This window comes from Leucobacter edaphi, assembly GCF_016522535.1.
Taxonomy (GTDB): domain Bacteria; phylum Actinomycetota; class Actinomycetes; order Actinomycetales; family Microbacteriaceae; genus Leucobacter; species Leucobacter edaphi.
This window is the reverse complement of the sequence record NZ_JAEHOI010000007.1, coordinates 153892-177538: the sequence shown is the minus strand read 5'-3', so window position 1 is coordinate 177538 and position 23647 is coordinate 153892. Positions and strand designations below refer to the sequence as shown.

Here is a 23647-nt window from a genome sequence, read left to right as displayed (position 1 = left end):
CGCGACGTATTACGGGACGACGCGAATCACCATGCCCTCATGAGCGTACAGAGAAGGTTCAGGGTCCGCCACGCCCTCACACACCCTTCTGACGTGGTTAATTTAGAATCTGCTATGTGCGTACTGATCGTCTCGATATCACACAAGAAAGTGATTATGATCAGGGTTTTTGCTCCACAAGGGACGATATTTCTCGACGCCAAACACGGGCAAATTCACCCCACTTTGACCTCGAACGCGCGGTTCAGGCCAGCCGGGTGATTCAGTGGGTGAAAAGGGCAGATCAAACGTAAACCCGGTCCGATTTCGCTCTCCGGCAGCATTTCCAGGGGCGGGAGCTCGACGCCGCATCCTGGACGCCCAGAGGAAACCCAGCCGAAACGGGAACGTGCTATCGCCGACGGATCAACCCCAGCTGCACCGCGGCTTCGACCGCCGCCTCGCGAGGTCCGGTCACCCCAAGCTTTCGCTTCAGGGAGTTGATCTGGGATTTTACGGTGTTCACGCTGACGAACTCCTCACTCGCGATCTCCGCGAGCGACATCCCTCGATCGATCGCGGCGAGCACAATGAGCTCGCGCTCGGTCAGCGAGATCGTTCGTGCCGGCGGGGAGAACACGTCGCTCTCCTCGAGCCGGTTCGCGATCAGGCGCCGCAGTTCCTCTTCGCCGGAACGCCGCACCCCGCGCTGCTCCGCGTCCCGCTCGACCGCGGAGGAGAACAGTTCGACATCTGCACGCGGGAGGAGCGTCAGCGCGAGTCTCACCGAACCAGCACCCCCCAGTGCATGAGCGCTGAGCAGCGCTTCCCGCACCCGTTCGGCGAACCCGTCGCGGGCGAGCCCGACTGCACGCACCACCGAATTGAACGCGCGCCCCCGAGGCCCCAGACGGTTGATCAGGCGTTCCGGCTCGGTTGCCCGCGCCCGGTTTCCCACGATCAGCTGGTAGTGCAGCGTCGCGATCCGGGTCAGCTCCCAGTCAGCGGGGAGCGTGCCGAGGAGGTCAGCAGCCTCGCCACTGCGCCCCTCTGCGAGCATCGCGACAATTCCCATCCACTTGGTCAGCGGCGAATCCGTCGAGACCGACCCCTCACCCTGGATCCGATCGAACTCGCGTAGCGCCTCGGCAGAATCACCGCTGAGCAGGAGGCCGAGAAGATTGGCCGCGTCCGAGATGCCCACGTCGGGGGCCTCGGACGTTCCGGAACGTCGCGCACGCACGAACTCGGAGGCGAGCCGGGGTTCGCCAGCATCGAGCAGGACCCAGGCCGCAGACGCGACGCCGCGCTCGACCGCGAGCACGCCTGCCCTGGCCAGCGGACAGGATCCGGGCCCATCGGATGGAAGCTCGACGATTCCCCGCTCCGGATAGAAATAGGCCAGCGACTCGAGTGCCCAGAAGAGATCCTGGTCCTCGCGTTGCAGCTCCGTGCGGCGGCTGATCCAGAGCAGCGCGTTCCAGGCACCGCCGAACCAGTTGAGACCCGCGAGCACACGCGCGAGCACCGCGACCGCGCTGACGAAGCCGGAGGCACTACGCAGGGCGACCGGGAGCGCCCGCAGGAGACTCCACGCCTCGCGGAGTCGCGCCTCAGCGGATGCGGTATCCGCGACCTGCAGTGCGGCCCGGGACTGCAGCGCTCGCACCAGTGCCGCCCGGACCGGGTTCTCCACGTCGATTGCGCGTCGCACGAAATTACGCGAACGGGTGCGGCTCGTGCGGCCGTCGGCGCTGGCGCGGGTGCTCAGCTGTAGGGATTCGCAGAGCGGGAAACCCGCCACGTTCGCGCCGATCAGGTGCGCTCTGACCACTCCGGGGAGGAGTGCCTCTGCACGGAGATACTCCTCCGCCAGGATCTCCTCCGCGCGCTCCCAGTGCCCGAGGAAGATCCGCTGCCAGAGCTCATCGATCGCCGCCCCGAGTTTCCGAAGGTCGTCGGCCATGAGGAGCCGCATCTCGTTGTTGTCGAGTCCCGCGTGATTGAACGCGTTCCAGAACGCCTCCGCCCACTCGAAGTAGTGCTCGCGAGCCCGCGCCGGCTCCAGCACCGTGGGCTGGCGAGACAGGGTGTCGAGCGAGTCCGCTGCCGCCTGACCGAGGAACGAGGCGACGAGCGGAACGGACAGCTGCGGGAGGAGCCGGATCTTTTGCGAGCTGGCGAGCATTCCGCGGCCGGTCGAGTCCGCAGGAACATCGTTTCGGCAGATCAGGAGGCTCACCGACGCGAGGTCCTTGTAGGACTGCTCGACGGCGATCATGTCCCCGGGCCTGCGCACGAGCGTCTCGAGGCAGAACGCCGTTCCTGCGGCGCCACCGCGCGCGACCTGCCATACGAGTTCCTCGGCTGCCGCGCTATCCGGGCCGAGGTCGGCTGCCCGAAACAGTTGGGCGTGCTCCGCGCGGGTGAAGGAGAGATCAGCGGGCCCGATCACGTCAGGGGCCTCGGATGCGTTCACCGCCCATGCGGGTGAGTCAACGGACGCGGTGACCAGGCGTGCCCCGGAAGCGAGGAGTTCGTCGACGATCCATCGCGCGCCGGCCTGTACGTCGAACCAGTCGAAATCGTCGATGAGGACGGCGCTGTTGGGGCCGATACTGCCACGGGCGAGCCCCTCAACGAGGACGGAAGGGGGCGTGTGCCGCGAGAAGAGCGGCAGGAATGTGACGTCGCGTCCGGACTCGCCGTAGGCCCTTGCGGTCTGCTGCAGGAGCGTGGTCTTTCCCATCCCGGGTGCGGCGGCGATCGCGGTCCACGGATTCCCGTCGCCAAGAATTCGCTGCACGAGTCCCGTGCGGTGCAGCACGACGGGCGGCTCGCCATGCGCATAGAGCTGGCGCCACCTCGCTCCCGATGGCGTCACGTCTTGATACATCATTTGTCCCCCCGGACCGCAGTTCCCCGCACTGCCGCTTCCCCGTTGAGGCGGCACTCGAAGCATACTTTTACGACAGCATCTATCTTTGCATCACCCGAATGATCACCCGCTCTGACGCAATTCTCCCGAAGTTGATTTGTACGCGATTCGCTGGAAACGAAGGATCGTCAGCACGAATCCGCGTGAGCTCCTTAGTAAGCAGAGAGGGGCCCGTCCGGAGCTTGGGGAAGCGCTCGGACGGGCCCAGCCCCGCGCACTACTTGGGGGCCGTACGCGAGGCGATACCGGGGGAGAGTGGAACGGACCCGTGTTGAGGTGCCGGACCGTATGGGGAGTGGCCCGGCGAATCCGTTCGACATAACCGGCGATGTCGAGTATCACATGAGTTCCAGGGGAGATTCACTGAAAGGATTCCGGGTCGCCCCATTTCAACCTCCACTTCACCCGTCGACGAACGCACTGAATTCCGCAATATCGCTCGCAATCGGCCCCTTCCCCGCGGCAGAAGGCGAATGGGGCCGCTCCCCTTCGCCACCCGCGCGCCGCGCACGGTGTGCCTCCGCGCCACCCGTATGCCAAGTTCGGAATACGATGCCTGCTGGCACCTGGCACTTGCCCGCGAACTCCGAAAGCACCTTTCCTTCGCGTGCATGCCACGCGCCCCGTTAGCGGCAGGCAACGCGCAGTGCCTACGAACTTTTACAGGAATTCCCGCCGATCGGAGGCGATATTCACGGTTTGGCACTTGCACTTCTGCCGGGGCTGCGTCTAGGTTTGTAGACGCGCGTCTACGGAGGTCGTGGGGACCAGATTCCGGAGTCGCGCACCACAACCGATACTGGGGGATTATCGATGGCATGCATCGAGCGCCGCACCGCGGCGCGCGGTGGCTCGGGGTGGGGAGCCCTCGAGTCAGGAACGGGGCCGTTCCTTGCGGGGGCCGGAGTGCACATGCACGCGGTCGCTGCAACCGCGATGCACGCCGCACCCGCGCATTCGCGAGGATCACTCGCGACGCCCGCGCGACGCCGCCACTGAGCGGCTCATGAGACCGAGGGCGTCGCGGAAATCCCACCCACCGCGGCGCCCTCACCTCACGGCGCGCGGTGCCGCAGGCCCGCGATCCGCGACCGAGCCGCGCTATGCCGCCGCCAGATCGGGACCGACCGGCTCCTCCCCCAGCACATCGGCGAGCACGCGCTCCATGTCCACCAGTTCGATCGCGCGCATCGCGAGCCTGAGAATACTCCGGCTCCGCTCAAGTGCACCATCGACGTCGCCTCGCGCCTCGAGTACGGCGTTGCCGAGGTTCGCCACAGAGAGGAACTGGGCAGAGGCAGCGACGCCGACGTTCGCCGGAATATCTCCCGCGGCATGCGCCTCGCCGACGACCTCGCCGACCGCGGCGCGCCAGGCGTCGATCGGGGGCAGCGTCATTCCCGCGGGAAGGACCCGGTCAGCGAGGAGCGACGTCGCGGCCGCAACCTCGACCTCGCGCCGTACGCTGTCATCGAAGCCGACGAGAAAGCGCACGAGCCGTCGTGCCGGGCTGTCAGGGTATTCCGCGCGGGCGATCGCGTGCTCCCGCTGGATCGCGGTCGCCATCGCGGCGAGCACCTCATGGGCGAGTAGATCCTTCGTCGGAAATTCGCGCGCGAGCGCTCCCTTGGTGAGGTCGATTCGGGCCGCGATCGAGGCGAGCGAGGACCCCGCGTAGCCATCGGCAAGCATCTCGCTCGCCGCTGCCCTGATCATGCTTTCTCGTGCGTTCATCCCCGACCGTCCCGGCATCGTTCCCCAACTTGCCACAGCGTCACGTAACTCCGTAACACTCCGAGAATATCCCACCCGCATGCGAGCGGGAGCGCTCCCTCCCAGGCACAAGGAAGCCCCCGGGACCAGTGGATCCCGGGGGCTTCAACGTTGTTCGTCTGGCGGAGACGGGGGGATTTGAACCCCCGGTCGAGTTTAACCCCGACCCTTCATTAGCAGTGAAGTCCGTTCGGCCGCTCCGGCACGTCTCCATACGCGAACAACGCCACCCATTCTAACCGGACGATCCCGCCCGTCGGAAATCGACGGGCGGGATCGGTTGCGCCGGTTTTCCCCGACGCCGCGTGAACGGCGGATCGTTAGTACACGGTTCTGCCCTGCGAGCAGGTCTGCTGGCTCGCCTTGGTGCCCGTGATGTTCTCGGGGAGCTGCACCTTCCCGTCCGGGCCCTTCGTGGGGGCCGGAGTGGCGGGAGTGCCGCCGGCCGGGGCATCCGTCGCGGGCGCCTCTGTTGCCGGCGCGCCTCCCTCGGGCGGTGCGGCCGGCGTGGTCGGCGCTCCGGTCGTGGGCTTCCCGCTCTTCCCCTCGACCTCGACGCCCTGGCCGACGCCGGTGACATCGAAGGGCTTGCCGCTCTTGATCACCGCGAACAGCTGCTCAGCCGAGGCGGTATCCGGGGTGAGGCGGCCCGTCTGGTACGGGTGGTCCGATGCCGGGTACTGCACGAAGTTGATGTTGTCGAGGTTGATGTCCTTGACCGTGCCCGCGATCTTCTGCAGGAAGGGGACGCTCGCCATGTTGCTCGAGAACGTCACGTTCTCGACCGCTGCCTTCGCGAGGCCGTAGACCTTGCGCGGGTCCGAGAGCGTGTCGGCGCTCTTCATTTCGCGAACGAGCGCGGACATGAAGACCTGCTGGTTGCTGATCCGGCTCGTGTCTCCGCCGTCGCCGACGCCGTGGCGCGTGCGCAGGAACTGCAGCGCTTCCTTGCCGACGAGGGTGTTGTCTCCGGCCGGCAGATCGAGATCGGTCGCGGGATCGACGATCGGCTGCGTGAGGCAGACGTCGACGCCGCCGATCGCGTTCGAGATGCCGATGACCCCGTCGAAGGTGACGAGACCGGCGTAGTTGATCGGCATCCCGGAGAGCTGCGAAATGGTGCGCGCGACGCAGGGCAGTCCACCCTGCTCGAGCGTGCTGTTGAGCTGCTGCTCGCTCATTGCCGGATAGTAGTCGGGCTCGCCGTTCGGTCCGGAGCAGCTCGGGATCGGGACCATCAGGTCGCGCGGGAAGCTCACGACCGTGGCGTTCTTGTGGTCGGCGGACACATGGAGGAGCAGGTTCACATCGTTGAGCTCGCCCTCCTCGCCGTCATTGATCTTCTGGCCCTTGCGGCTGTCGGAGCCGACGAGGAGAATCGTGAGCTCGCCGTCGAGCGACTGATCTCCGGCGCCGACGGTCGAGGCCTCGTTATTCAGCTCGACCGTGTGGACGTTACTCATCAGCCCCCATACGGCGTACGCCGCCGTGGCAACCCCGCTCAGCCCCACCACCAGGACCGTCGTGAGCAGCACCTTGACCGCGTTCCCCCACGCGTTCGAGCGACGCAGCTTGCCGTGGCGCACGAAGTCGGTGCGCCTCGGTTCTGCAGGTGTCTTTTTGGCCATCGTGATTCCCCGGTTCGTTTCGGGCACAGAAATGCCCGTCAATCCACGTCAATTTACCCGACCCGACTGGATGACGCCTCGAAGAAACCGTTGAGAAGGCTCCGTACGGGGCGGCCGCGACCGTGAAGAGCCCGGGGAACCGGCACGGTCCGGCCGCCCGGCTCCCCGATGAGGAGGCGGACGGCCGGACCGTCTCGTGCGGTCGATCAGCGCGAGTGGCGCCGGCGCGCGGCGAGCAGGATCCCTGTGCCGAGGACCGCGACGAGCGCGGCCCCTGCGATCAGGGCGTTCTCCGGATCACCACCGGTGATCGCGAGCGCTGGCCTCGCGTGCACCACCGTGACCGGCGGGTGCGGCGGGTTCGGATTCACCTGCGGTACCGGCGGCTTCGTCGGCACCGGCGGCTTCGTCGGCACCGGCGGCTCGGAGCATCGCGAGATGCCGAGCGAGGCGGTGGCGAGCACGGTCAGACCGCTCGGAGCCGAGGTTCGCTCCGTGGTTTCGCTGCCGGCGGCCGAGAGTGTGACCGTGTAGTCTCCGACCCCGTGGAGCGGCATGTCGACCTCCCCGGTGCCGGTGACGGGCTCCTCGGTTGTCCAGCCCTCACCGTTGTCGATCATCATCGTGGCCGTGCTCGTACCGGTGAGCTCGGTCACGTCGACGGCGATCTCACCCGGGAGCGATGCCTCGGTCGGATAGCACTCCGGCTGCGGCACGCTCATCTTCGCGGTCATGGGGTGCGGAGGCGATCCGCATCGGGTGATCGAGAAGCTCCCCGAGGAGAGGACGCTGCCGTCTGCCTTCTCAAGGGTCACCGTGTAGTCCCCGACCCCCTGGAGCGGCACCTGCACGATGCCGGTTCCGCCGACTGGAGTATCGGTGCTTCCCCCCTGCGCGCGCTGCACGTGCAGCTGCGCACCGGTCACTCTGGTGAGTGACGTGACGTTGATCCCGATCGTTCCCGGAAGCTCGGCTCCGGCCGCGAAGCACTCTGGATGCGGCACCGAGATAGCGCCCTCCTCGGGCTCCGGCGGTGCGCTCTTGCAGCCGGCCTCGAAGAATTCCTGGCCGTCGGCATCCCAGTTCTGGCTGTAGGTTGTCGTGACGCCGTTTTGCACGAGCTGGAACGGCGGGATCACGTCCGCGGAGTCCTTCCCGTAGTGCGAGGCGAATACCTCATCGGCCGGGAGCTCGAGGAGCGCGAACGGCCCGGCCGCGCTCGTCGCGTGGCAGAAGTCCACCTGCTGGGGAGCGGGCGGGCAGTGCGCCACCTCGAAGGATCCGCTCTGCACTGTCTTTGTTCCCACCTTGAGCTGCAGTTGGTAGCTTCCGTACCCGCTCACGGGAACGGCGTAGTTTCCGTTCGCGGTCACGGGGATCGTCGTCGTTCCTCCGGCGGCGCTCGAGACGACGAGCACCGTGTTCGAACCCGTCACGTTCGACACGGATACGGAGACGGAGCTTGGCGGCTGCTCACCGGTGGCGACGCAGGGCGGCGGTGTGACGGTGAGCACCGGGTTTCCGGGTTCGGGCGGCGTTACCGGCTCTGCGCAGCCATTGTTGTAAATTGCCTGGCCCGCGGCGTCCCAGTTCTGACCAGGGAAGCTCGCGATCTGGCCGTTCTCCCGGTAGTCGAAGGGCGGGATGATGTCGCGCCCGTCCTGGTGGCCCGCCCCGGCGTGACCGCTCACGTCACCGTTCGCGTTCGGCGTGTTGACCTCCCACGGATGCGAGGCCGATCCGGTCGCGTGGCAGATCGTGATCTTGACCTTCGGGTTGCTGCTGCCTCCGCCGCCCGCCGGCTTCGCCGCGGCCTGGGTCGGCTGCCCAGCCTGCTTCGCGACGGCCGATTTCGCGGGCGCGTCCGGCGTCTCGACCGGAGCCGGGGCCGCGGTCTCGGGCTGGGCGGCCGGCTGGGTTGGCGGCGCGGGATCCGGTGCGGGCGGCTGAGCCGCTGGGTCCGGCGTTGCGGGATCCGTCGCGGGTGCCGGATCGGCCGGCTGATTCACCGGCGCGGAGACGGGGTCGGCCGCGGGACCGGGAACCGGCGCCGGAGCCGAAACCGCTTCGGACGTCGGGACGGGTTCGGCAGCGGGCGCCTGCGTTTCCGCGGGCGCGGCGGCCGGCGTGGCTGCAGACCCGGTTGCAGACCCGGTTTCCGACGCCGGTGACGCGACGCCCGACTGGGGCGCGGCACCCGCGGCGGAGACCGCATCGGCGGCCTGGGCCGCGAGTGCTCCTGGGCCGAGGGTGAGCGCGATCGCGCCGAGCAAAGCGATTGCCGCGCGTCCCACCCCCCGCTTCGACCCGGTTCGAGATTGACGAGACATTGCGGGTGACCGCCCTTCGCTCCTGCAGTGGGCACCCGCCTGCGATGGTGGGAGCCGTGGTCCGGTGAGTTCCGTTCCCTGAACGGAGCCTAAAATTCCACGCACCCCCTGGGATCAGGGCAAATTACCCATTTTTCGCAGCGTGTCTCCGAATTCTCTCCCGCAGTGCCCACTCGCGGAGATCGTCTCTGCGCTCGACGCCGAGCTTTCCGAACAGATTGGAGAGATGCCGCTCCACCGTGCGCGGCGAAATGTGCAGGCGTTCCGAGATGAAGCGGCTCGTGTGCCCAAGCGCGGCGAGGAGGGCGATCTCCCGCTCGCGCGGAGTGAGCGACGACGCCGACGGGATCGGGAGCCACAGACCGTGCTCGGCGAGCACCCGAAGCTCGGTGTCGTCGTCTCCGGGGCGCGCGGCGTGCGCCAGGCGTTCGACGTGAGCGACGACTGCGTCGCCGAGCGGCGCATCAATGTGGATCGCGAGCTGCTGGATCCGGGCGAGATCGCCCGCCGGGACGGAACCGCGTTCCGCGGCGACGAAGTGTCTCGCCAGCAGTTCGACGTAGGCGTGCCCTCTCTCCTCGGATCGCGCGACGAGCCGCTCCGCGATGGCGAGCGTGTCTGGCGCCTCGAGCCACTGGCGCGCCCGCAGCGTGAGCAGCTCCGTCACCCCGCACAGGGCCTGCGCGAGACCGGGAGTCGGGTCCGCGGCTCGCCGGAGCGAGCGGGCCGCGGCATCACGTTCGCCGAGGACGGCCTGCGCGAGCGCGCGAGCCGCGTGCACGAAGGGAGCGAGCCCGTAGCTGTCCGCGCGCTCGAATCGATCGGCCGCCCGCTCGCCGGCGTCGACCGCGTCGACCCAGCGGCCCTCCTGGATCGCGAGGAGCACCTCGCAGCACTCCGCGACCCCGGAGGCTCTGAGATCGCCGACCTCCTGCGCGCCGGCCGCCACGGTCAGCTCCGCGAGGGCCTCGCGCGTCCCAGCGGAGTCGCCGCTCACCCACATCGCGACGAACCAGGCGAAGCCGAGGAGGTCCCCGATCCCCGCCCCGATCCGGCGGCCGAGTCCGTTCAGCATTCGGGCGCGCAGCGACTCCTCTACGGCCTGCGCGATCTCACCGCGCTGGACCATGCACAGGGTCCGGAGCGTCCGGCCGTGCGCGTTCGCGACCTCGACCTGGAGATCCTGCGCGAGCTCGGCTCGCGGGGCCGCGCTCCAGGCCTCGCGCACACGCCCGACCATGCTGAGAACGATCATCACGCCGCTGCGCGTGGTGGCCTCCGCCACGGGATCAGGCTGGAGCGATTCGCGCAGCTGGTCAAGATCCGTGAGCGCGGCCTCAACAGAGCCGCCCGTCCAGACGCGTTCGACGATCACCACGGTCTGGAGCGCGGCGGCGATTCCCGCGGTCTCAACCGCCGTGATCCTGCCCGACTCGATCATGCGGGTGGCGGCCTCGACGATCACCCGCAGTCGCTCGAAGTCCCCGATCTTGCGGGCGAGCTGCGCCGCGCGGGCAAGTCCCATTGCGACCTGTGTGTCGTTTGCCTCAGGGTGGGAGGCGAGGGCGAGAGCGATGCCGAGCCCCTCTCGCGCATCGACGGCACGGGCCTGCGCGCGGAACGCTCCCCACAGCCACGCGAGCGGGAGATCCCGCCCTGCCGCGAGCCCGAAGCCGACGAGCCGCTGCAGGCGCTCAGGGTCCTCAGGGGCGGTCCGCGCTTCCAACCCCTGGGCAAGCAGTGCAAACGCCTCATCGTTGAGGGCGAGCCGCTTCCTCGGATGCAGGCCCGCCCGGATCGACGCCCCCAGAAGCCTGTGCGCCAAACGCAGCACAGCGATACCGGCGACGTCACGTGAAACGACGAGTCCGCGCTCGAGCAGTCCGCCGAGCGTCGCGGAGCCGAGTTCCCGCAGCAGTGCGAGTTCACCGACGGGCTCGGCGATCGCGATGCGCTCGAGGAGCTCCCACTCCTCCGCGGAACAACTCTCCCTGATCAGCCACGCGTATTCGGGCGGGGCGTCCGCTTCTGACCCGTCGTCGGCCGCCCACGCCGCACCGCGCGCCCTCCGCACCTGACCCGCCTGATCGGCGGCGACGGCGAGCATCGAAAGCCCGTGGGAGTTGCCCCCGCAGGCCTCGGCCCAGCGTCGCAGCGTGCCACCTTCGATCCGTTCGACACCGAGCAGCACGCAGAGCAGGCGTTCAGACTCATCTTCCGACAGCGGCCCGATCGACAGCGTCGAGCCGTGCCCGAGGCGTCGCAGCCGCGCGACCGCGGGCGTTTGCCGGCGTGCGGTGATCAGGATCCGGAGCTGAATTTCGGTCATGATGCGCTCGAGGATCGCGAGATCACGGGGATCTGCGTCGTCCGCGTCCGGGACGACGAGCGTGAGCGCCCGGCCCTCGGCGAGGCGCTCGAGGTGGTCCTGCACGCGGCGGGCATCGGCGGCGACGCCCGCACCGGAGGCCCGTGCGGTCGGGCCGGATGCCCCATCCGCCTCGGCCGCGGGATCGACGAGCGAGAAGATAGGTGCGGGCTGCCCGGCGACGCGGGGAGGGAGGAGCGTCACAACCTCAGTGGGGTGCTCGGTTCGCTCGCCGATCAAGTGGGCCGCGGCCTCCGCGAGGCTCGCTTTCCCGGTCCCCGGCTCGCCGATCAGAACGGTCAGCGAGCCCTCGGGCAGTGCCGCCTGGGTCACGCGTTCCAGGCGGGCGGGCAGCGCAGCGACGGCGCGCAGGCGCACCTCTCGCCGTTCGAGCGCCCGCTCGGCCTGACCACGCTTCGCGTCGTTCATGACGCACCTCCCGACCCGGCACCCGCTGCGGCGGGCCGGATGCCCCTATTTTCACTCGATCTGATCCGATTCGCAATGATTAATATAAGCAGTCCAGATTTAGACTCCGACTAGGAATTTGCTGAAAGCCCGCCCGGCTAGGCTGGCTCCATGCGCATTGCCACCTGGAACGTGAACTCGATCCGCACCCGCTTCGGCCGTGTCGTCGACTGGCTCGTCCGCGAGGACATCGACGTGCTCGCGATGCAGGAGATCAAGTGCCGTCCGGACCAGTTCCCGCTCGAGGCGTTCGAACAGGCGGGCTACCAGGTGGAGATCCACGGCCTCAATCAGTGGAACGGCGTCGCGATCGCGAGCCGCCACGAGATGACCGACGTCGCGCGCAGCTTCCCCGGCATGCCCGGCTTCGGCAAGCCGATCAAGGGCCAGGAGGCGGTGCAGGGCGAGGGACCGAACGGCCTGCCGCTCGAGGCGCGCGCGATCGGCGTCACCGTCGGCGACCTGCGCCTGTGGAGCCTCTACGTGCCGAACGGGCGCGCACTCGACGATCCCCACCTCGCCTACAAGCTCGACTGGCTGACCGCACTCCGCACGAGCACGGAGGCCTGGCTCGACGAGGATCCGGATCTGCCGCTCGCCCTGATGGGCGACTGGAACATCGCGCCGCTCGAGGGCGACATGGGCGACCCGAGCTTCGCTGTGGGGCGCTCGACCCACGTCTCCCCCGAGGAGCGCTCGATGTTCGCCTCCTTCGAGGGCCTCGTCGAGGACGTCGTACGGCCGATCGTGCCGGAGGGCTACACGTTCTGGGATTACAAGGCCGGCCGCTTCCCCAAGGACGAGGGCATGCGCATCGACTTCATCATGGGGTCGCGCGCGTTCGCCGACGCCGTCACGGGCGCCTCCATCGAGCGCGAGGAGCGCAAGGGCGACTCCCCGAGCGACCACGTGCCCGTCGTCGCCGACATCGATCCCTCGCTCCTCGGCGACACCTTCGAGGACGAGTACGACCGGCCGATGGTGTTCTGAGCGATCCCCCGCGACGGCGTGCATGTCAGCGGCGCGAACTAGACTGGTCCGCATGGCTGAAACCCTGCGCGTCGCATCCGTCAACGTCAACGGCATCCGGGCCGCCTTCCGCAAGGGCATGGGCGACTGGCTGGAGGCCAGGAACGTCGATGTGCTCGCCATGCAGGAGGTCCGCGCACAAGACGAGCACCTGCTCGAGCTCCTCGGCGAGGAGTGGCACATTCTGCACGAGCCGTGCGAGATCAAGGGCCGCGCGGGCGTCGCGATCGCGAGCCGCGTGCCCGCCGCCGCTCACCGCATCGGTCTCGGCGCCGCGGAGGAGCAGGAGCGGATCCAGTCGTCGGGCCGCTGGATCGAGGCCGACTTCGAACTGGGCGGCAAGCCGTTCACCGTGGTGAGCAACTACACGCACTCGGGCGAGGTCGACACCCCGCGCCAGGAGGCGAAGTGGGCCTTCCTCGACGCGCTCGGCGTCCGCATGCAGGAACTGGCCGCTGAGCGGGAGTTCGCGGCGATCGTCGGCGACTTCAACGTCGGCCACCGCGAGCTCGACATCAAGAACTGGAAGGGCAACGTGAAGCGCTCCGGCTTCCTGCCCCGCGAGCGCGCCTACTTCGATCGCTTCTTCGGCCCGGCCGGCGAGACCGTCGCGGGCGTCGACGGCAGCGAGGGCCAGGGCCTCGGCTGGGTCGACGTCGGACGCACCTGGGCGGGCGAGGTCGACGGCCCCTACTCGTGGTGGTCCAACCGCGGGCAGGCCTTCGACAACGACACGGGCTGGCGCATCGACTACCACGTCGTCACCCCCGCACTCGCAGAGCGCGTCGCCGACTATCGGATCGACCGCGCAGCCTCCTACGCCGAGCGCTGGTCGGACCACGCGCCCGTCGTCGTCGACTACCGCGCCTCCTAGGCGCCCAAAAGGCGGCCGTTTCGCAGGCCGCACCAGCACTTTTCACGCTCCGCATCAATCTCGAAGGTTCAGTCATGACCGAAACCGCAAAGCCCATCATCTTCTCCGGCATGCAGCCGTCCAGCGACTCGCTGCACCTCGGCAACTACATCGGCGCCCTCAAGCAGTGGACTCAGATGCAGGAGGACTTCGACGCGTTCTTCTGCGTCGTCAACCTGCACGCCATCACGGTCCCGCAGGATCCGAAGGAGCTCGCCGAGCGCACCCGCCGCACCGCGGCGCAGTACATCGCCGCGGGCATCGACCCCGAGAAGTCCACCCTGTTCATCCAGTCGCACGTGCCCGCCCACGCCGAGCTCGCCTGGGTGCTCAACACCCTCACCGGCTTCGGCGAGGCGAGCCGCATGACCCAATTCAAGGACAAGTCGCAGCGCTTCGGCTCCGACTCGACCTCGGTGGGCCTGTTCACCTATCCGATCCTGATGGCGGCGGACATTCTGCTCTACCAGGCGGCCTCCGTGCCCGTGGGCGAGGATCAGCGCCAGCACGTCGAGCTCACCCGCGACATCGCGAACCGCTTCAACACCCGCTTCGGCGAGACCTTCGTCGTGCCCGAGGCCACGATCCCGAAGAGCGCAGCGAAGATCTACGACCTGCAGGATCCCACGTCGAAGATGTCGAAGTCGGCCGACACCGAGGCCGGGCTCATCAAGGTGCTCGACCCGGCGAACGTCACGAAGAAGAAGATCATGCGCGCCGTTACCGACGCGGACGGCGAGATCCGCTTCGACCGCGAGGCGAAGCCCGGCGTCTCGAACTTGCTCGGCATCTACTCGGTGCTCACGGGCCGCGACATTCCCTCGCTGGAGGCGGAGTACGCTGGCCGCGGCTACGGCGACCTCAAGAAGGGCCTCGCCGAGGTCGTCGAGGAGACCTTCGGCCCGATCCGCGAGCGCACCGAGGAGCTGCTCTCCGACCGCGGCGAACTCGACCGCCTGCTCGCGGGCGCTGCCGAGCGCGCGAACGAGGTCGCGAGCCGCACGCTCGACACCGTCTACGACCGGATCGGGCTACTGCGGCCGTAGGGTCCGCCGCGGGTGTGATTCCCAGGTGAGTGAGCGCATGTTCGAGACGACTCGACTTCGACTGAGACGCCCTCGCGAATCAGACGTTGCAGCGGTCTTCGCCTACCGGTCACGACCGGACGTGGCGCGGCACCTGAGCGCGGGCACTTGGACGCTCGAGCACACCTCAAGCGAGTTGTCGCTCTACGCCCGGGCGCAGTTTTGCGGGCCCGGCGACGAGCTCGTCTTACTCGTCGAGCTGCTCGAAACTTCTGAGGTCGTTGGCGAAGTTGGGCTCGTCTGGCTCTCCGACGGCAGCGCTGAAATCGGATATGTCTTCAATCCGGACTTCGGGGGTAAAGGACTCGCAACAGAGGCGGTGAGAGCGATTCTCGATGCAGCGCGTGACACCTGGGGTTTCGCGCGAGTTATCGCGACAACCGACTCCGATAATGAGCCCTCTCGGGCACTTTGCGAGCGGCTGGGCATGGTCCGCGTCTCGATTCAACATGCGGCAGACCGGCCGGGCGTCGAGGAGTCGACCTACGCGACTCCGCCGCTCCGCGAGCCCCTGGCTTCGGCTCCTGATTCAGTCCCGGGTCGCCGCTGCGTCGATGAGTGCCGCGAGTAGCGCGACCCGCGCGGGTACCGAGTCCAGGTCAAGCCACTCGCTCGGGCTGTGATCGCCCCCGCCGACCGGGCCGAGACCGTCGAGCGTCGGCACTCCGAGGGCTGCGACACGATTGCCGTCGGATACCCCACCGGTGCGCGCAAGTGCCGGATAGAAGCCCAGTTCACGTGCGATTTCCTGCGCATACCCCCCGAGCCTTCGCCCAGCGGCGGTCTCCTCGAGCGGGGGGCACGATTCCTCGGCGAGAACCCGGATGCTCGTCCCCGCGACGACCGGTGACTCGAGCCGATCTCGGATCGAGGCGATCGCCTCGTCAAGCGCCTCGGTGCGCGTTGCCCGCACCTCGATCGTGAGGGTGGCCCGCTCAGGCACGATATTCGTGCGTTCGCCCGCCCGCAGCATGCCGACATTCACGGTCAGCTCGCGTGCCGGATCGGCGAGCTCCTGGAGGAAGACCGTGAGGTGCGCCGCCTCGAGGCCCGCGTGCGCGCCGCGCTCCGGCTCGATCCCCGAGTGCGCCGCGACGCCGCGCACTTCGACTTCCAAGTCGACGACACCCTTACGGGCGAGCACGAGGTCCCCATTTTCGCGGGCGCATTCGAGACTGAAGCCCGCATCGGCTCCGTCGGCGACCCGCTGCAGCGCTGGCCCGCCGACGGGGGAACCGATCTCCTCGTCCGGCGTGCACACGAGCAGGAGTTCCCCGTAGTTTTCGATCCCCGCATCGATCAGAAGTTGCGCTGCATGCAGACCTGCCACAACGCCGGCCTTGTCGTCGGTCACGCCTGGGCCACGTCCGTGTCCGCGCTCGTCGATCCGAAACGGACGAGCACGGGCGTCGCCGCGCTCGAACACGGTATCCATGTGCGCAAACAGCACGATGCGCCTCTCGCCGGAGCCGCTGCGGCGTCCGACGACGACGTCACCGAAACGCGGGTCGGGTGAGTTCTCCCGCTCGACGGCGAAGCCGAGTCGCTCGAGACGAACGCTGACGACGTCGGCGACGCGATTCACCCCTGTGGGGTCCAGCGATCCGGAATCGATCGACACCAGTTCGGCGAGATCTCTGACGTAGGCCTCACGCGCGCATTCGGCGCGGCGCAATAACTCGGTGACGTCGATGTGCACGCGACTCCCCTCAGTGGTTCTGCAACAATCATTACAGCAACCAGATGAGGATCGTCAATCGAAATAGACATTTCTAGAGGTTCCGGCGAACACCCGCGGGCAGGGGCGTCGTGCTCAGATCAGCTCGAGCCCCTGCACGGTCTGCTCGATACGTTCAATGCGCGCCCGCGCCGGCTCACCGATCCGGGCGAGCGTCGCCTCGAACAGCGCCTCGATCAGCGCCATCACGGGAACAACCGAGTCGAAGGGACCGCGCTCGGCAGCAACGCTCGTGAGCACAGTGTCGGCGTCACCGGCGCACGGCGAGACCCAGCGATCGGTGACAAGCACGACCGTCGACTTCCGAGAGCGCGCGAGTTGCACGATCCGCCGCGTCTCCGTCTCGTAGCGGCGGAAATCAAAGGCGATCAGCACATCCTTCGCATCAAAACCGCCGAGCGCCGCCCCGCGGAGGCTCGCCATCTGCGGCACCATGCGCACCCCGGGCCGCAGCTGCTCGAGGCTCGCAGAGAGGTACTGGGCGAGGAACCCGCTGTAGCGTCCACCCACGAGCCAGATCCGCCGCTTGGGGTCGGCGAGCGCGCGCACGGTCGTTTCGAAGTCGTGGTCGCTCAGCCCGCCGAACGTCGCCCGAAGGTCCTCGGCCGGGGCCTCGGCAAGGGCAGCGAGGTCACCCGGGGCCGCGGGCCTCGCCGCGATCCCCGTGCGTCCATAGAGCGAGGAGGGCGACGCGCTCCGCTGCTCGAGTTCCTCGCGCAGCGCGCGCTGGAAGTCGGGAAAGCCGCTGTAGCCGAGCCGAGTTGTAAAGCGCACGACCGTCGCGCCGCTCACCTCTGCAAGCTCGGCAAGGCCAGCGACCGTCTCAAATCCGGCTACGGGATAGGCCGCGAGGAGGGCCCTCGCCACCTTGCGCTCGGCGGGGCTGCAGTCGCCCATGCGCTCTCGGATCCGCGTGGCGACGGAGTCGTCCTCCGCGCCAATCGCGGTTTCGTGGCCGGTTCGCACCGATGCTTCGCTCTTCATCTGCTTCCCTCCGGTCGACGGCCTCCCGGTCGAAGATCTCCTCCGAGGCCCGGCACGCCATCTCGTCGGCGGCGACTCTCAGATTTCGCGAGTCTAGCAATCCGCGCCCCGCTGATCACTGTCCCCCGCCCTGAAACGTTCATTTCTGTCTTGCGTGAAATAGCGCGCTCATGAAAACTTGATCTCGCATGGCGCCAGATCCCACCTCGATGAAGAGCCGGAGCACCGATGACCTCACTCACCTCACCCCGCCGCCGTCGCCCCAGCGCTCTCCTGCTGAGCGCCGCCCTCCTCGCGGGAGGGATCGGCCTGCCGACCGCGGCAGCCCACGCTGAGGAAGGCCAGGCGGCTCCCGCGGTCCCAACGGCGCAGGTGACGCAGTCGGGCCCGCTTCCAGGAGGCTATACGGTCCTGATCGGTGGCGGCATCGAGCCGAAGGATCCGACGAGCGAGGCGATCATCCAGGAAATCGTCGACCTCGCGAAGGCCCACGCGGAGGGGAAGAGTCCCCGAATCGCGATCGTCACCGCGGGATCCGAGCCCGCCCCGAACGCGACTGAGGCCTCCGACGGCGAGGAATACGACAACGCCACCGCGAACGGCATCTACTACGGTGACTGGTTCCGGACGCACGGCGTAGAGGTGTACGCGGTGCCCATCGACCAGAACCCGAACCCCGACTACCCCGGCGACCCGTACACCGCGAAGAACGCCGCACACCCCGAGGTCGTCGCACAGATCGAGCAATCGGACGCGATCTACTTCGGCGGCGGCGACCAGTCCCGCTACGTGCGCGCCCTCATGACCTGCTCCGGCCCGGACCCCTCCAGCCTCAACGTCACCTCCTGCGCTGATACCCCCGCGCTCGCGGCGATGCGCCGGGTCGTCGACGGCGGCGGCGTCTCCGCCGGCTCGAGCGCAGGGCTCGCGATCCAGCAGGGCCCAGGTATGATCACGGGCGGCGAGCCCTACCCGTCGTGGCGCGACGGCGCGTCGCCCGGCTCCTTCGACGACGATCGACTCGGTTACGTACCAGCCGGCGGCTTCGCTTTCTTCTCCGAGGGCCTCATCGACTCGCACTTCGCGCGTCGCGATCGCCAGCCCAGGATCGTGCGCCTCGCCATGGATCGCAAGCAGGATCGGGCATTCGGGGTCGAGGAGAACACGGCGCTCGTGGTCGACCGGGCCGCGCGGACCGGGCGCGTGGTCGGGGCTCTCGGCGTCAGCGCCTTCGACCTGCGCCAGACCACGTTCGATGGGCTGAACGCATCAGGCATCTCATACTCCTATCTCACGGCGGGCTCGACCATCGACTTCGCGGCGCGCACCGAGACCCTCGCGGGAAGCCCGACGACGGCCCCCGGAACGGGCAGCCCACCCGCACCGGCGACGGATATCTGGGGCTCCTCCGAGTGCGAGGGTGGCATCTTTGGCACCCTGAACCTCGCCCAAGCGCTGCTCGCCTCGAACGCCGCGCGAGCCCACGGCGACACGTGCGTCGCCGCCGCCGAATCCCCCAGCCTGCGAGTCACACTCAACCGCGCGGCAGGTACCGAATGGAACACGGCGGGCGGCTTCGCGGGACTCCGTATGTCGATCACGGGTACCCCCGATGTGCAGGCAACCGCAGAGGTCGACGGTATCTCGGCGCAAGGAACGCTCCCCTTGGGTTCGACCGCGAAAATCACGGTCACTGTCAGGAACTCGGGCGCAGTCCCGCTCGCCGGGGTGTCGGCTGAGGCTCACCCGTCCCGGGCGGGCACGAGCACCGAGAAAGCCGCTCAGGGCTCGCTGCTCCTTCCCGGTGCGTCCCGCAGTTTCAGCTTCACCCGGCAGGTCACCCAGGGCGCACAACGATTCGAGGTGTCCGTCTCGGGGCTTCCCGCTTCAACGGACGGCAATCCGCTCGATATGGATGCGGTCTCCGGAAAGGCCGAGGTGGCGTTCACTGGAGCACGGCCGTCCCAGCCGGGAACTGGGGGGAACGGCACCGGGGGGAACGTCGGGAACGGCGGCAACGGTGGCGACGGACCACCCGGCGCGAGCGGGCCGGGATCGACACCAGGGGGCGGCTCCGGCGCGCACCCCTCTGGCACGCTCGCACGGACGGGCGGTTCCGCGCCGATGCACGAGTTCGCGGGAGCAGGAGCGGTCGCTCTGATTGCCGCGGGCGCGGCCGCGATCTCCCTCGCGGGCGCCGCGCGGGCGCGTCGACGGAGCCGTCTCGGGGCGTAGCCTCATTGAGGCGGACGCGGCGGCCTGCTGGTGGCGATGATCCGCCAGCAGGCTGCGCGAGCGACGCGCCGCGCCGCCCCCCCCCCGGGCCGATCGCCCGTTCCGTTTTCCGCATCGAAACGATCTCGAAAAGGTGAAATATTCATTTCGAGATTGAAAACGAATATGCTGCATGAAACACTTGCTTCCACATCCCACCCTCACTGCCGAGTCTGGAGAACGTTTTGTCAGCGCACATCGATCACCGTCGCGCCGAACACGCGCAGGCGGCAGGAGTGCGTCCGGCCGGTGCGCTCTTCCTGATCGGCGGGGCGCTCGATGAGGATCCCGCGCTGATTGAGCCGCTCGCCGCGCTTCTGCGCGATGCCGGCGGAGACTCGGATCGGCCGCGCGTCGCCGTGTTCACGACGGCGTCAGAGCCCCCGGCTGCCGACTCCGATCTCGCGCACGATGCCGAGAGCGATGAGGCCGACGGCGCCTACTACGTTCGGGTGTTTGATCGGCACGGCATCGAGGGCGTCCCGATCCCGGTCGGTGTTTCCCCCGAGCCATCCTGCGCCAACGCCACCTACTCGCGGAGGCGAGCGGAGCATTCTGACGTCGCCACCCTCGTCGCCTCGTGCGACGGGGTGTTCCTGGGCGGCGGCGACCAAAGCCACTACCTCCTCGCGCTATTTCGTGGATCCGACGTGGAACCCGGCAGCGGTGAAGCGGGCGGCCGCCGGGAGACTCCGGTCATGACGGCGATCCGCGAGCTTTTCGAGAGCGGCGGAGTGGTTGCGGGCACGAGCGCGGGCCTCGCGATCCAGCAGGGCGCCGGCATGGTGACGGGCGGCACGAGCGAGCTCGGCTGGTCCCACGGCGCGCGAGCCGGCTATGAACCGGACGATGAGCTGCGGTTCTCGCTGCAGGGCGGCTTCGGCTTCTTTCCGGAGGGACTCCTCGACTCGCACTTCACCGAGTGGAACCGCGTTCCGCGCGCGATCCGGCTCGGCAGCGCGACCGGCCAGCAGCTCGTGATCGGAGTCGATGAGCACACGGCGCTCGCCTACCGACCCGGCGATCGGATCGGCGACGTAGTCGGCTCCGCTGGCGTGAACACCATCGATCTCGGCGAGCTCGAGACCGACGGGACCCCAGCTTCACCAGCCGCCCTCGGCGCACGCTGGACCCGCCTCATGGCGGGCGACCGGATCAACTTCGCCTCAGGCGTCATCACTCGCGCCTCCCGCGAACGGGCGGGTGCCGGCGACGGCCCCGTACCAGCTGCGGCGAGCGCACTGTGGAGCGACGACGATGGTGGTCCGCGCCTCCTCGCGCTCGCGCAGGCGCTCCTCGAGTCCTCCTCGAACGTCGTCGTCGGCGACACCGCTGAGGCGGATGCTCCGGGCTTCCGGATCACCCTCGCCCGCGACGAGCGCACTACCCGCACGGACGCGGGCGGCTTCTCTCAGCTCCGAGTCTCCATCACCCCGAAACCACACCACGGCTAGAAAGGCACACCATGGCCAAGCACACTCACGCCGGCCCCGGATCCCCCGGGCGCCGCATCAGCCGCGCGGGACGGCGTCTCGTCTCGGGCGCGGCAATCCTCTCCGCCGGGGCGCTCATCCTGTCCGGCTGCGCGGGCGGCAGCGGGGGCGGCCCCAAGCCCGCCGACGCCAAGAAGGACGTCGTCAACCTCGTCACTCCCGCTCAACCGGAGAGCCTCGACCCGCAGATCTCGACGGACTCGATTATGGGCGAGATCACCCTCCCCATCTTCGAGACCCTCGTCACGATCGACAAGGACCGTAAGGTGCAGCCGATGCTCGCAGAGTCATTTGAAGCGAGCGCCGACGGCAAGGAGTTCACCTTCAAGCTGCGCAAGGGCGTCAAGTTCCAAGACGGTAGCGATCTCGACGCCACGGACGTCGTCGAGTCGATGAACCGCTGGACCCGAGTCTCGATCGCCGCGCAGGAATCCTTCGCCGGCGCCAAGTGGACGAAGGTCGACGACAGCACGGTGAAGTTGACCGTTCCGAGCGCAAGCTTCCTCCATCTCCTCTACCTCTCCTCGATCGGCACCGCGTATCCGGCGATCCTGCCGTCAGAGGTCATCGCTAAGGTTGGCGACAAGCCGATCGAGGACAGCGCGGACATCATCGGTACCGGCCCCTACAAGTTTTCGAGCTGGGATGCCGACCAGAAGCTCGTCATCGACAAGTGGGACGACTACCAGCCGGTCGACGCGCCATCGAGCGGTCGCGCGGGGAAGAAGGACGCGAAACTCAAGCAGGTCGTGTTCAACTTCGTGGCTGACGCCTCGACGCGCACGCTCGGCATTCAGTCCGGTCAGTACGACGCCACGACGGAACTTCCGTTCGACAGCCTCGATCAGTTTAAGAACGACAGTAATCTCGTCCTCGACACCTACCTGATCGGCCCGATCAACCTGGTCTACAGTGACGCCGAGTCGAGCCCGTTCCATAACGTCGAGAATCGTCAGGCGGTGAACCTCGGCCTCGATCGGGATCCGATCATGATGTCCGCCGTCGGATCGAAAGATCTTTACGACCTCGTTTGGCACAACATGACCCTCGACCAGAAAGCCATCTGGGACACGAACGTCGGCAAGAACGGCTTCAACTCGCACGATGTCACCAAGGCCAAGGAAATGCTCAAGAAGGGCGGCGCCGAGGGGAAGACGATCACCCTGCTCGCGAACAAGGACTACTCCGAGGCATATAACGCCGCGGTCGTCGTCGCGGAGCAGCTCAAGGGAATGGGCTTCGAGGTCAAGCTCGATGCCTACGAGTGGGGCGCCTTCTCCGAGAAGTACCGCGAGAAGCGCGACGAGTGGGATGTCGTCGTCTTCCCGTTTGGCACCGAGACCGATCCGACCCAGACCCTCGGCTTCCTGCCCGATCGCGCCTGGTATTCCGATGACCCGGAGCTGCAAGGCCTGCTCAAGCGCTTCCGCGCACAGCCGACGCAGGAGGACGCCAGCAAGATGTTCGACGAGATGCAGTCCTACATCGAAAAGGTTCGCCCGATGAGCCGGATCGGCGACGCACATAACGTGTACGCGGCGAACAAGGATCTCGAGCTCGACTGGTTCGATGGCCACTTCACCTGGTGGAACGCTCACTGGAAGTAAGCGACCGGTGATGTCGGTCCGCGATTGGCCGCGGACCGACATCACCGCCCCTCCGCCCCCTCGCCACTTCCGTTCCCGGAGGACAGATGATCAGGTTCATTCTCAAAAGACTCCTCAGCCTCATCCCAGTGCTCTTCGTCGTCTCGGTGGTGATCTTCTCGCTGATCCACCTCACGCCCGGGGACCCCGCTCGCCGCATTCTCGGAGAAAAGGCGTCGGACGAGGCTGTGGCGAAACTGCACTCGAGCATGGGTCTTGACGAGCCGATTGTGATCCAGTATCTGAATTGGATCGGCGGCGTGTTCCGCGGCGATCTGGGCGACTCCTACTTCTTGCGCAAGAGCGTCGTGCAAGCCATCAGCGACAACGCGGTGCCCACGCTGCAACTCGCCATCATCGCGATCATCGTCGCAATCCTCCTTTCGGTGCCGTTCGGGACGCTCGCGGCCCGCTACCGCGATAGCGCATTCGACCGCACCGTCACGGGCTTCACGCTTGTCGGCATGACCGTGCCGAGCTTCGTACTCGCGCTCTGCATGATGCTGCTGTTCGGACTCACGCTTCGCTGGCTGCCGATCTCCGGGTATGTGAATCCGATCGACGATCCAATCGAGGGCATTCGCACTCTCCTGATGCCCGGCATCGCGCTCGGCGCAATCACCGCGGCACTCATCACTCGCACCACACGGGCGGCCGTGCTCGACGTACTCAACGCCGACTACATCGATTCCGCCCGATCGCGGGGCGTCTCGGAGTCCCGGCTCTTGTTCTCGCACACGCTCAAGAACGCGAGCCTCCCGGTCATCACGATCGTGGGACTCTCGCTCGGCGGCCTCGTCACAGGCGCCGCAGTGACGGAGACGATCTTCAATATTCCCGGGCTCGGCCAACTTCTCGTGACCTCAATCTCACGCCGCGACTACCCCGTGATCCAGGGCGTGATCCTGTTCGTCACCCTCATCTATCTGCTCACCAACCTGCTCGTCGATCTCCTGTACGGGCTCGTCGATCCGCGGGTTCGCGTGGGAAAGGCCTGATCG

15 protein-coding genes and 1 tRNA gene are annotated in these 23647 nt (G+C 67.7%); 8 read left to right on the top strand and 8 right to left on the bottom strand.

All coding sequences use genetic code 11. The features are described 5' to 3' along the window. Positions 1-391 precede the first annotated feature (391 nt). From JD292_RS12190 to JD292_RS08925, 6 genes are all read right to left on the bottom strand, one after another. On the bottom strand, positions 392-2878 hold the full coding sequence (locus JD292_RS12190) for a helix-turn-helix transcriptional regulator (protein ID WP_233613887.1): 2487 nt from the start codon (positions 2876-2878) through the stop codon (positions 392-394). Positions 2879-4018: 1140 nt separating this feature from the next. Further along, complete coding sequence (locus JD292_RS08945; RefSeq protein WP_200132399.1) at positions 4019-4651, bottom strand: TetR family transcriptional regulator; 633 nt, start codon at positions 4649-4651, stop codon at positions 4019-4021. A gap of 159 nt (positions 4652-4810) precedes the next feature. Beyond that, a tRNA-Ser gene (locus JD292_RS08940) sits at positions 4811-4902 on the bottom strand. 108 nt (positions 4903-5010) lie between these two features. Then, positions 5011-6318, bottom strand: a complete 1308-nt coding sequence (locus tag JD292_RS08935; RefSeq protein WP_200132398.1) for an LCP family protein — start codon at positions 6316-6318, stop codon at positions 5011-5013. A 206-nt stretch (positions 6319-6524) separates the two neighbouring features. Then, a complete protein-coding gene (locus JD292_RS08930) occupies positions 6525-8612 on the bottom strand; it encodes a hypothetical protein (RefSeq protein WP_200132397.1) in 2088 nt (695 codons plus the stop codon). A 160-nt stretch (positions 8613-8772) separates the two neighbouring features. After that, entirely contained in the window at positions 8773-11445 is a 2673-nt protein-coding gene (locus JD292_RS08925; protein WP_200132396.1) for a LuxR family transcriptional regulator, read from the bottom strand. Between the two features lie 150 nt (positions 11446-11595). On the opposite strand from JD292_RS08925, the gene JD292_RS08920 reads away from it, so the two are divergent. From JD292_RS08920 to JD292_RS08905, 4 genes are all read left to right on the top strand, one after another. Beyond that, the gene (locus tag JD292_RS08920; protein ID WP_200132395.1) at positions 11596-12474 is read left to right on the top strand and encodes an exodeoxyribonuclease III; all 879 of its coding nucleotides are present in this window, start codon (positions 11596-11598) and stop codon (positions 12472-12474) included. Between the two features lie 52 nt (positions 12475-12526). Next, positions 12527-13387, top strand: a complete 861-nt coding sequence (locus JD292_RS08915) for an exodeoxyribonuclease III (RefSeq protein ID WP_200132394.1) — start codon at positions 12527-12529, stop codon at positions 13385-13387. Positions 13388-13461: 74 nt separating this feature from the next. Then, positions 13462-14472: a tryptophan--tRNA ligase gene (gene trpS / locus JD292_RS08910; protein WP_200132393.1), complete on the top strand. Its 1011-nt coding sequence runs from the start codon at positions 13462-13464 to the stop codon at positions 14470-14472. Between the two features lie 37 nt (positions 14473-14509). Next, positions 14510-15082, top strand: a complete 573-nt coding sequence (locus JD292_RS08905) for a GNAT family N-acetyltransferase (protein WP_200132392.1) — start codon at positions 14510-14512, stop codon at positions 15080-15082. Here JD292_RS08905 and JD292_RS08900 read toward each other — a convergent pair. Both JD292_RS08900 and JD292_RS08895 read right to left on the bottom strand, forming a co-directional pair. Continuing rightward, a complete protein-coding gene (locus JD292_RS08900) occupies positions 15041-16210 on the bottom strand; it encodes a M20 family metallopeptidase (protein WP_200132391.1) in 1170 nt (389 codons plus the stop codon). The two genes, JD292_RS08905 and JD292_RS08900, sit on opposite strands and share 42 nt — an antisense overlap. Before the next feature lie 114 nt (positions 16211-16324). Then, positions 16325-17233 carry a MurR/RpiR family transcriptional regulator gene (locus JD292_RS08895; RefSeq protein ID WP_200132390.1) on the bottom strand — a complete coding sequence of 303 codons (909 nt, stop codon included), beginning with the start codon at positions 17231-17233 and terminating at the stop codon, positions 16325-16327. A 228-nt stretch (positions 17234-17461) separates the two neighbouring features. On the opposite strand from JD292_RS08895, the gene JD292_RS08890 reads away from it, so the two are divergent. From JD292_RS08890 to JD292_RS08875, 4 genes are all read left to right on the top strand, one after another. After that, positions 17462-19468: a cyanophycinase gene (locus tag JD292_RS08890; protein ID WP_200132389.1), complete on the top strand. Its 2007-nt coding sequence runs from the start codon at positions 17462-17464 to the stop codon at positions 19466-19468. Between the two features lie 224 nt (positions 19469-19692). Next, complete coding sequence (locus tag JD292_RS08885) at positions 19693-20961, top strand: cyanophycinase (protein ID WP_200132388.1); 1269 nt, start codon at positions 19693-19695, stop codon at positions 20959-20961. A gap of 11 nt (positions 20962-20972) precedes the next feature. Then, positions 20973-22607, top strand: a complete 1635-nt coding sequence (locus JD292_RS08880) for an ABC transporter substrate-binding protein (protein ID WP_200132387.1) — start codon at positions 20973-20975, stop codon at positions 22605-22607. An 86-nt stretch (positions 22608-22693) separates the two neighbouring features. After that, positions 22694-23644: an ABC transporter permease gene (locus tag JD292_RS08875; protein ID WP_200132386.1), complete on the top strand. Its 951-nt coding sequence runs from the start codon at positions 22694-22696 to the stop codon at positions 23642-23644. Positions 23645-23647: the final 3 nt, after the last annotated feature.

Bases quoted from the DNA above. Each gene is read 5' to 3' on its own strand.
- JD292_RS08875 (WP_200132386.1), top strand. From the start codon at position 22,694: ATGATCAGGTTCATTCTCAAAAGACTCCTCAGCCTCATCCCAGTGCTC.
- JD292_RS08925 (WP_200132396.1), bottom strand. From the start codon at position 11,445: ATGAACGACGCGAAGCGTGGTCAGGCCGAGCGGGCGCTCGAACGGCGA.
- JD292_RS08915 (WP_200132394.1), top strand. From the start codon at position 12,527: ATGGCTGAAACCCTGCGCGTCGCATCCGTCAACGTCAACGGCATCCGG.
- JD292_RS08920 (WP_200132395.1), top strand. From the start codon at position 11,596: ATGCGCATTGCCACCTGGAACGTGAACTCGATCCGCACCCGCTTCGGC.
- JD292_RS08880 (WP_200132387.1), top strand. From the start codon at position 20,973: ATGGCCAAGCACACTCACGCCGGCCCCGGATCCCCCGGGCGCCGCATC.
- JD292_RS08935 (WP_200132398.1), bottom strand. From the start codon at position 6,318: ATGGCCAAAAAGACACCTGCAGAACCGAGGCGCACCGACTTCGTGCGC.
- JD292_RS08945 (WP_200132399.1), bottom strand. From the start codon at position 4,651: ATGAACGCACGAGAAAGCATGATCAGGGCAGCGGCGAGCGAGATGCTT.
- JD292_RS08905 (WP_200132392.1), top strand. From the start codon at position 14,510: ATGTTCGAGACGACTCGACTTCGACTGAGACGCCCTCGCGAATCAGAC.
- JD292_RS12190 (WP_233613887.1), bottom strand. From the start codon at position 2,878: ATGATGTATCAAGACGTGACGCCATCGGGAGCGAGGTGGCGCCAGCTC.
- JD292_RS08890 (WP_200132389.1), top strand. From the start codon at position 17,462: ATGACCTCACTCACCTCACCCCGCCGCCGTCGCCCCAGCGCTCTCCTG.
- trpS (WP_200132393.1), top strand. From the start codon at position 13,462: ATGACCGAAACCGCAAAGCCCATCATCTTCTCCGGCATGCAGCCGTCC.
- JD292_RS08895 (WP_200132390.1), bottom strand. From the start codon at position 17,233: ATGAAGAGCGAAGCATCGGTGCGAACCGGCCACGAAACCGCGATTGGC.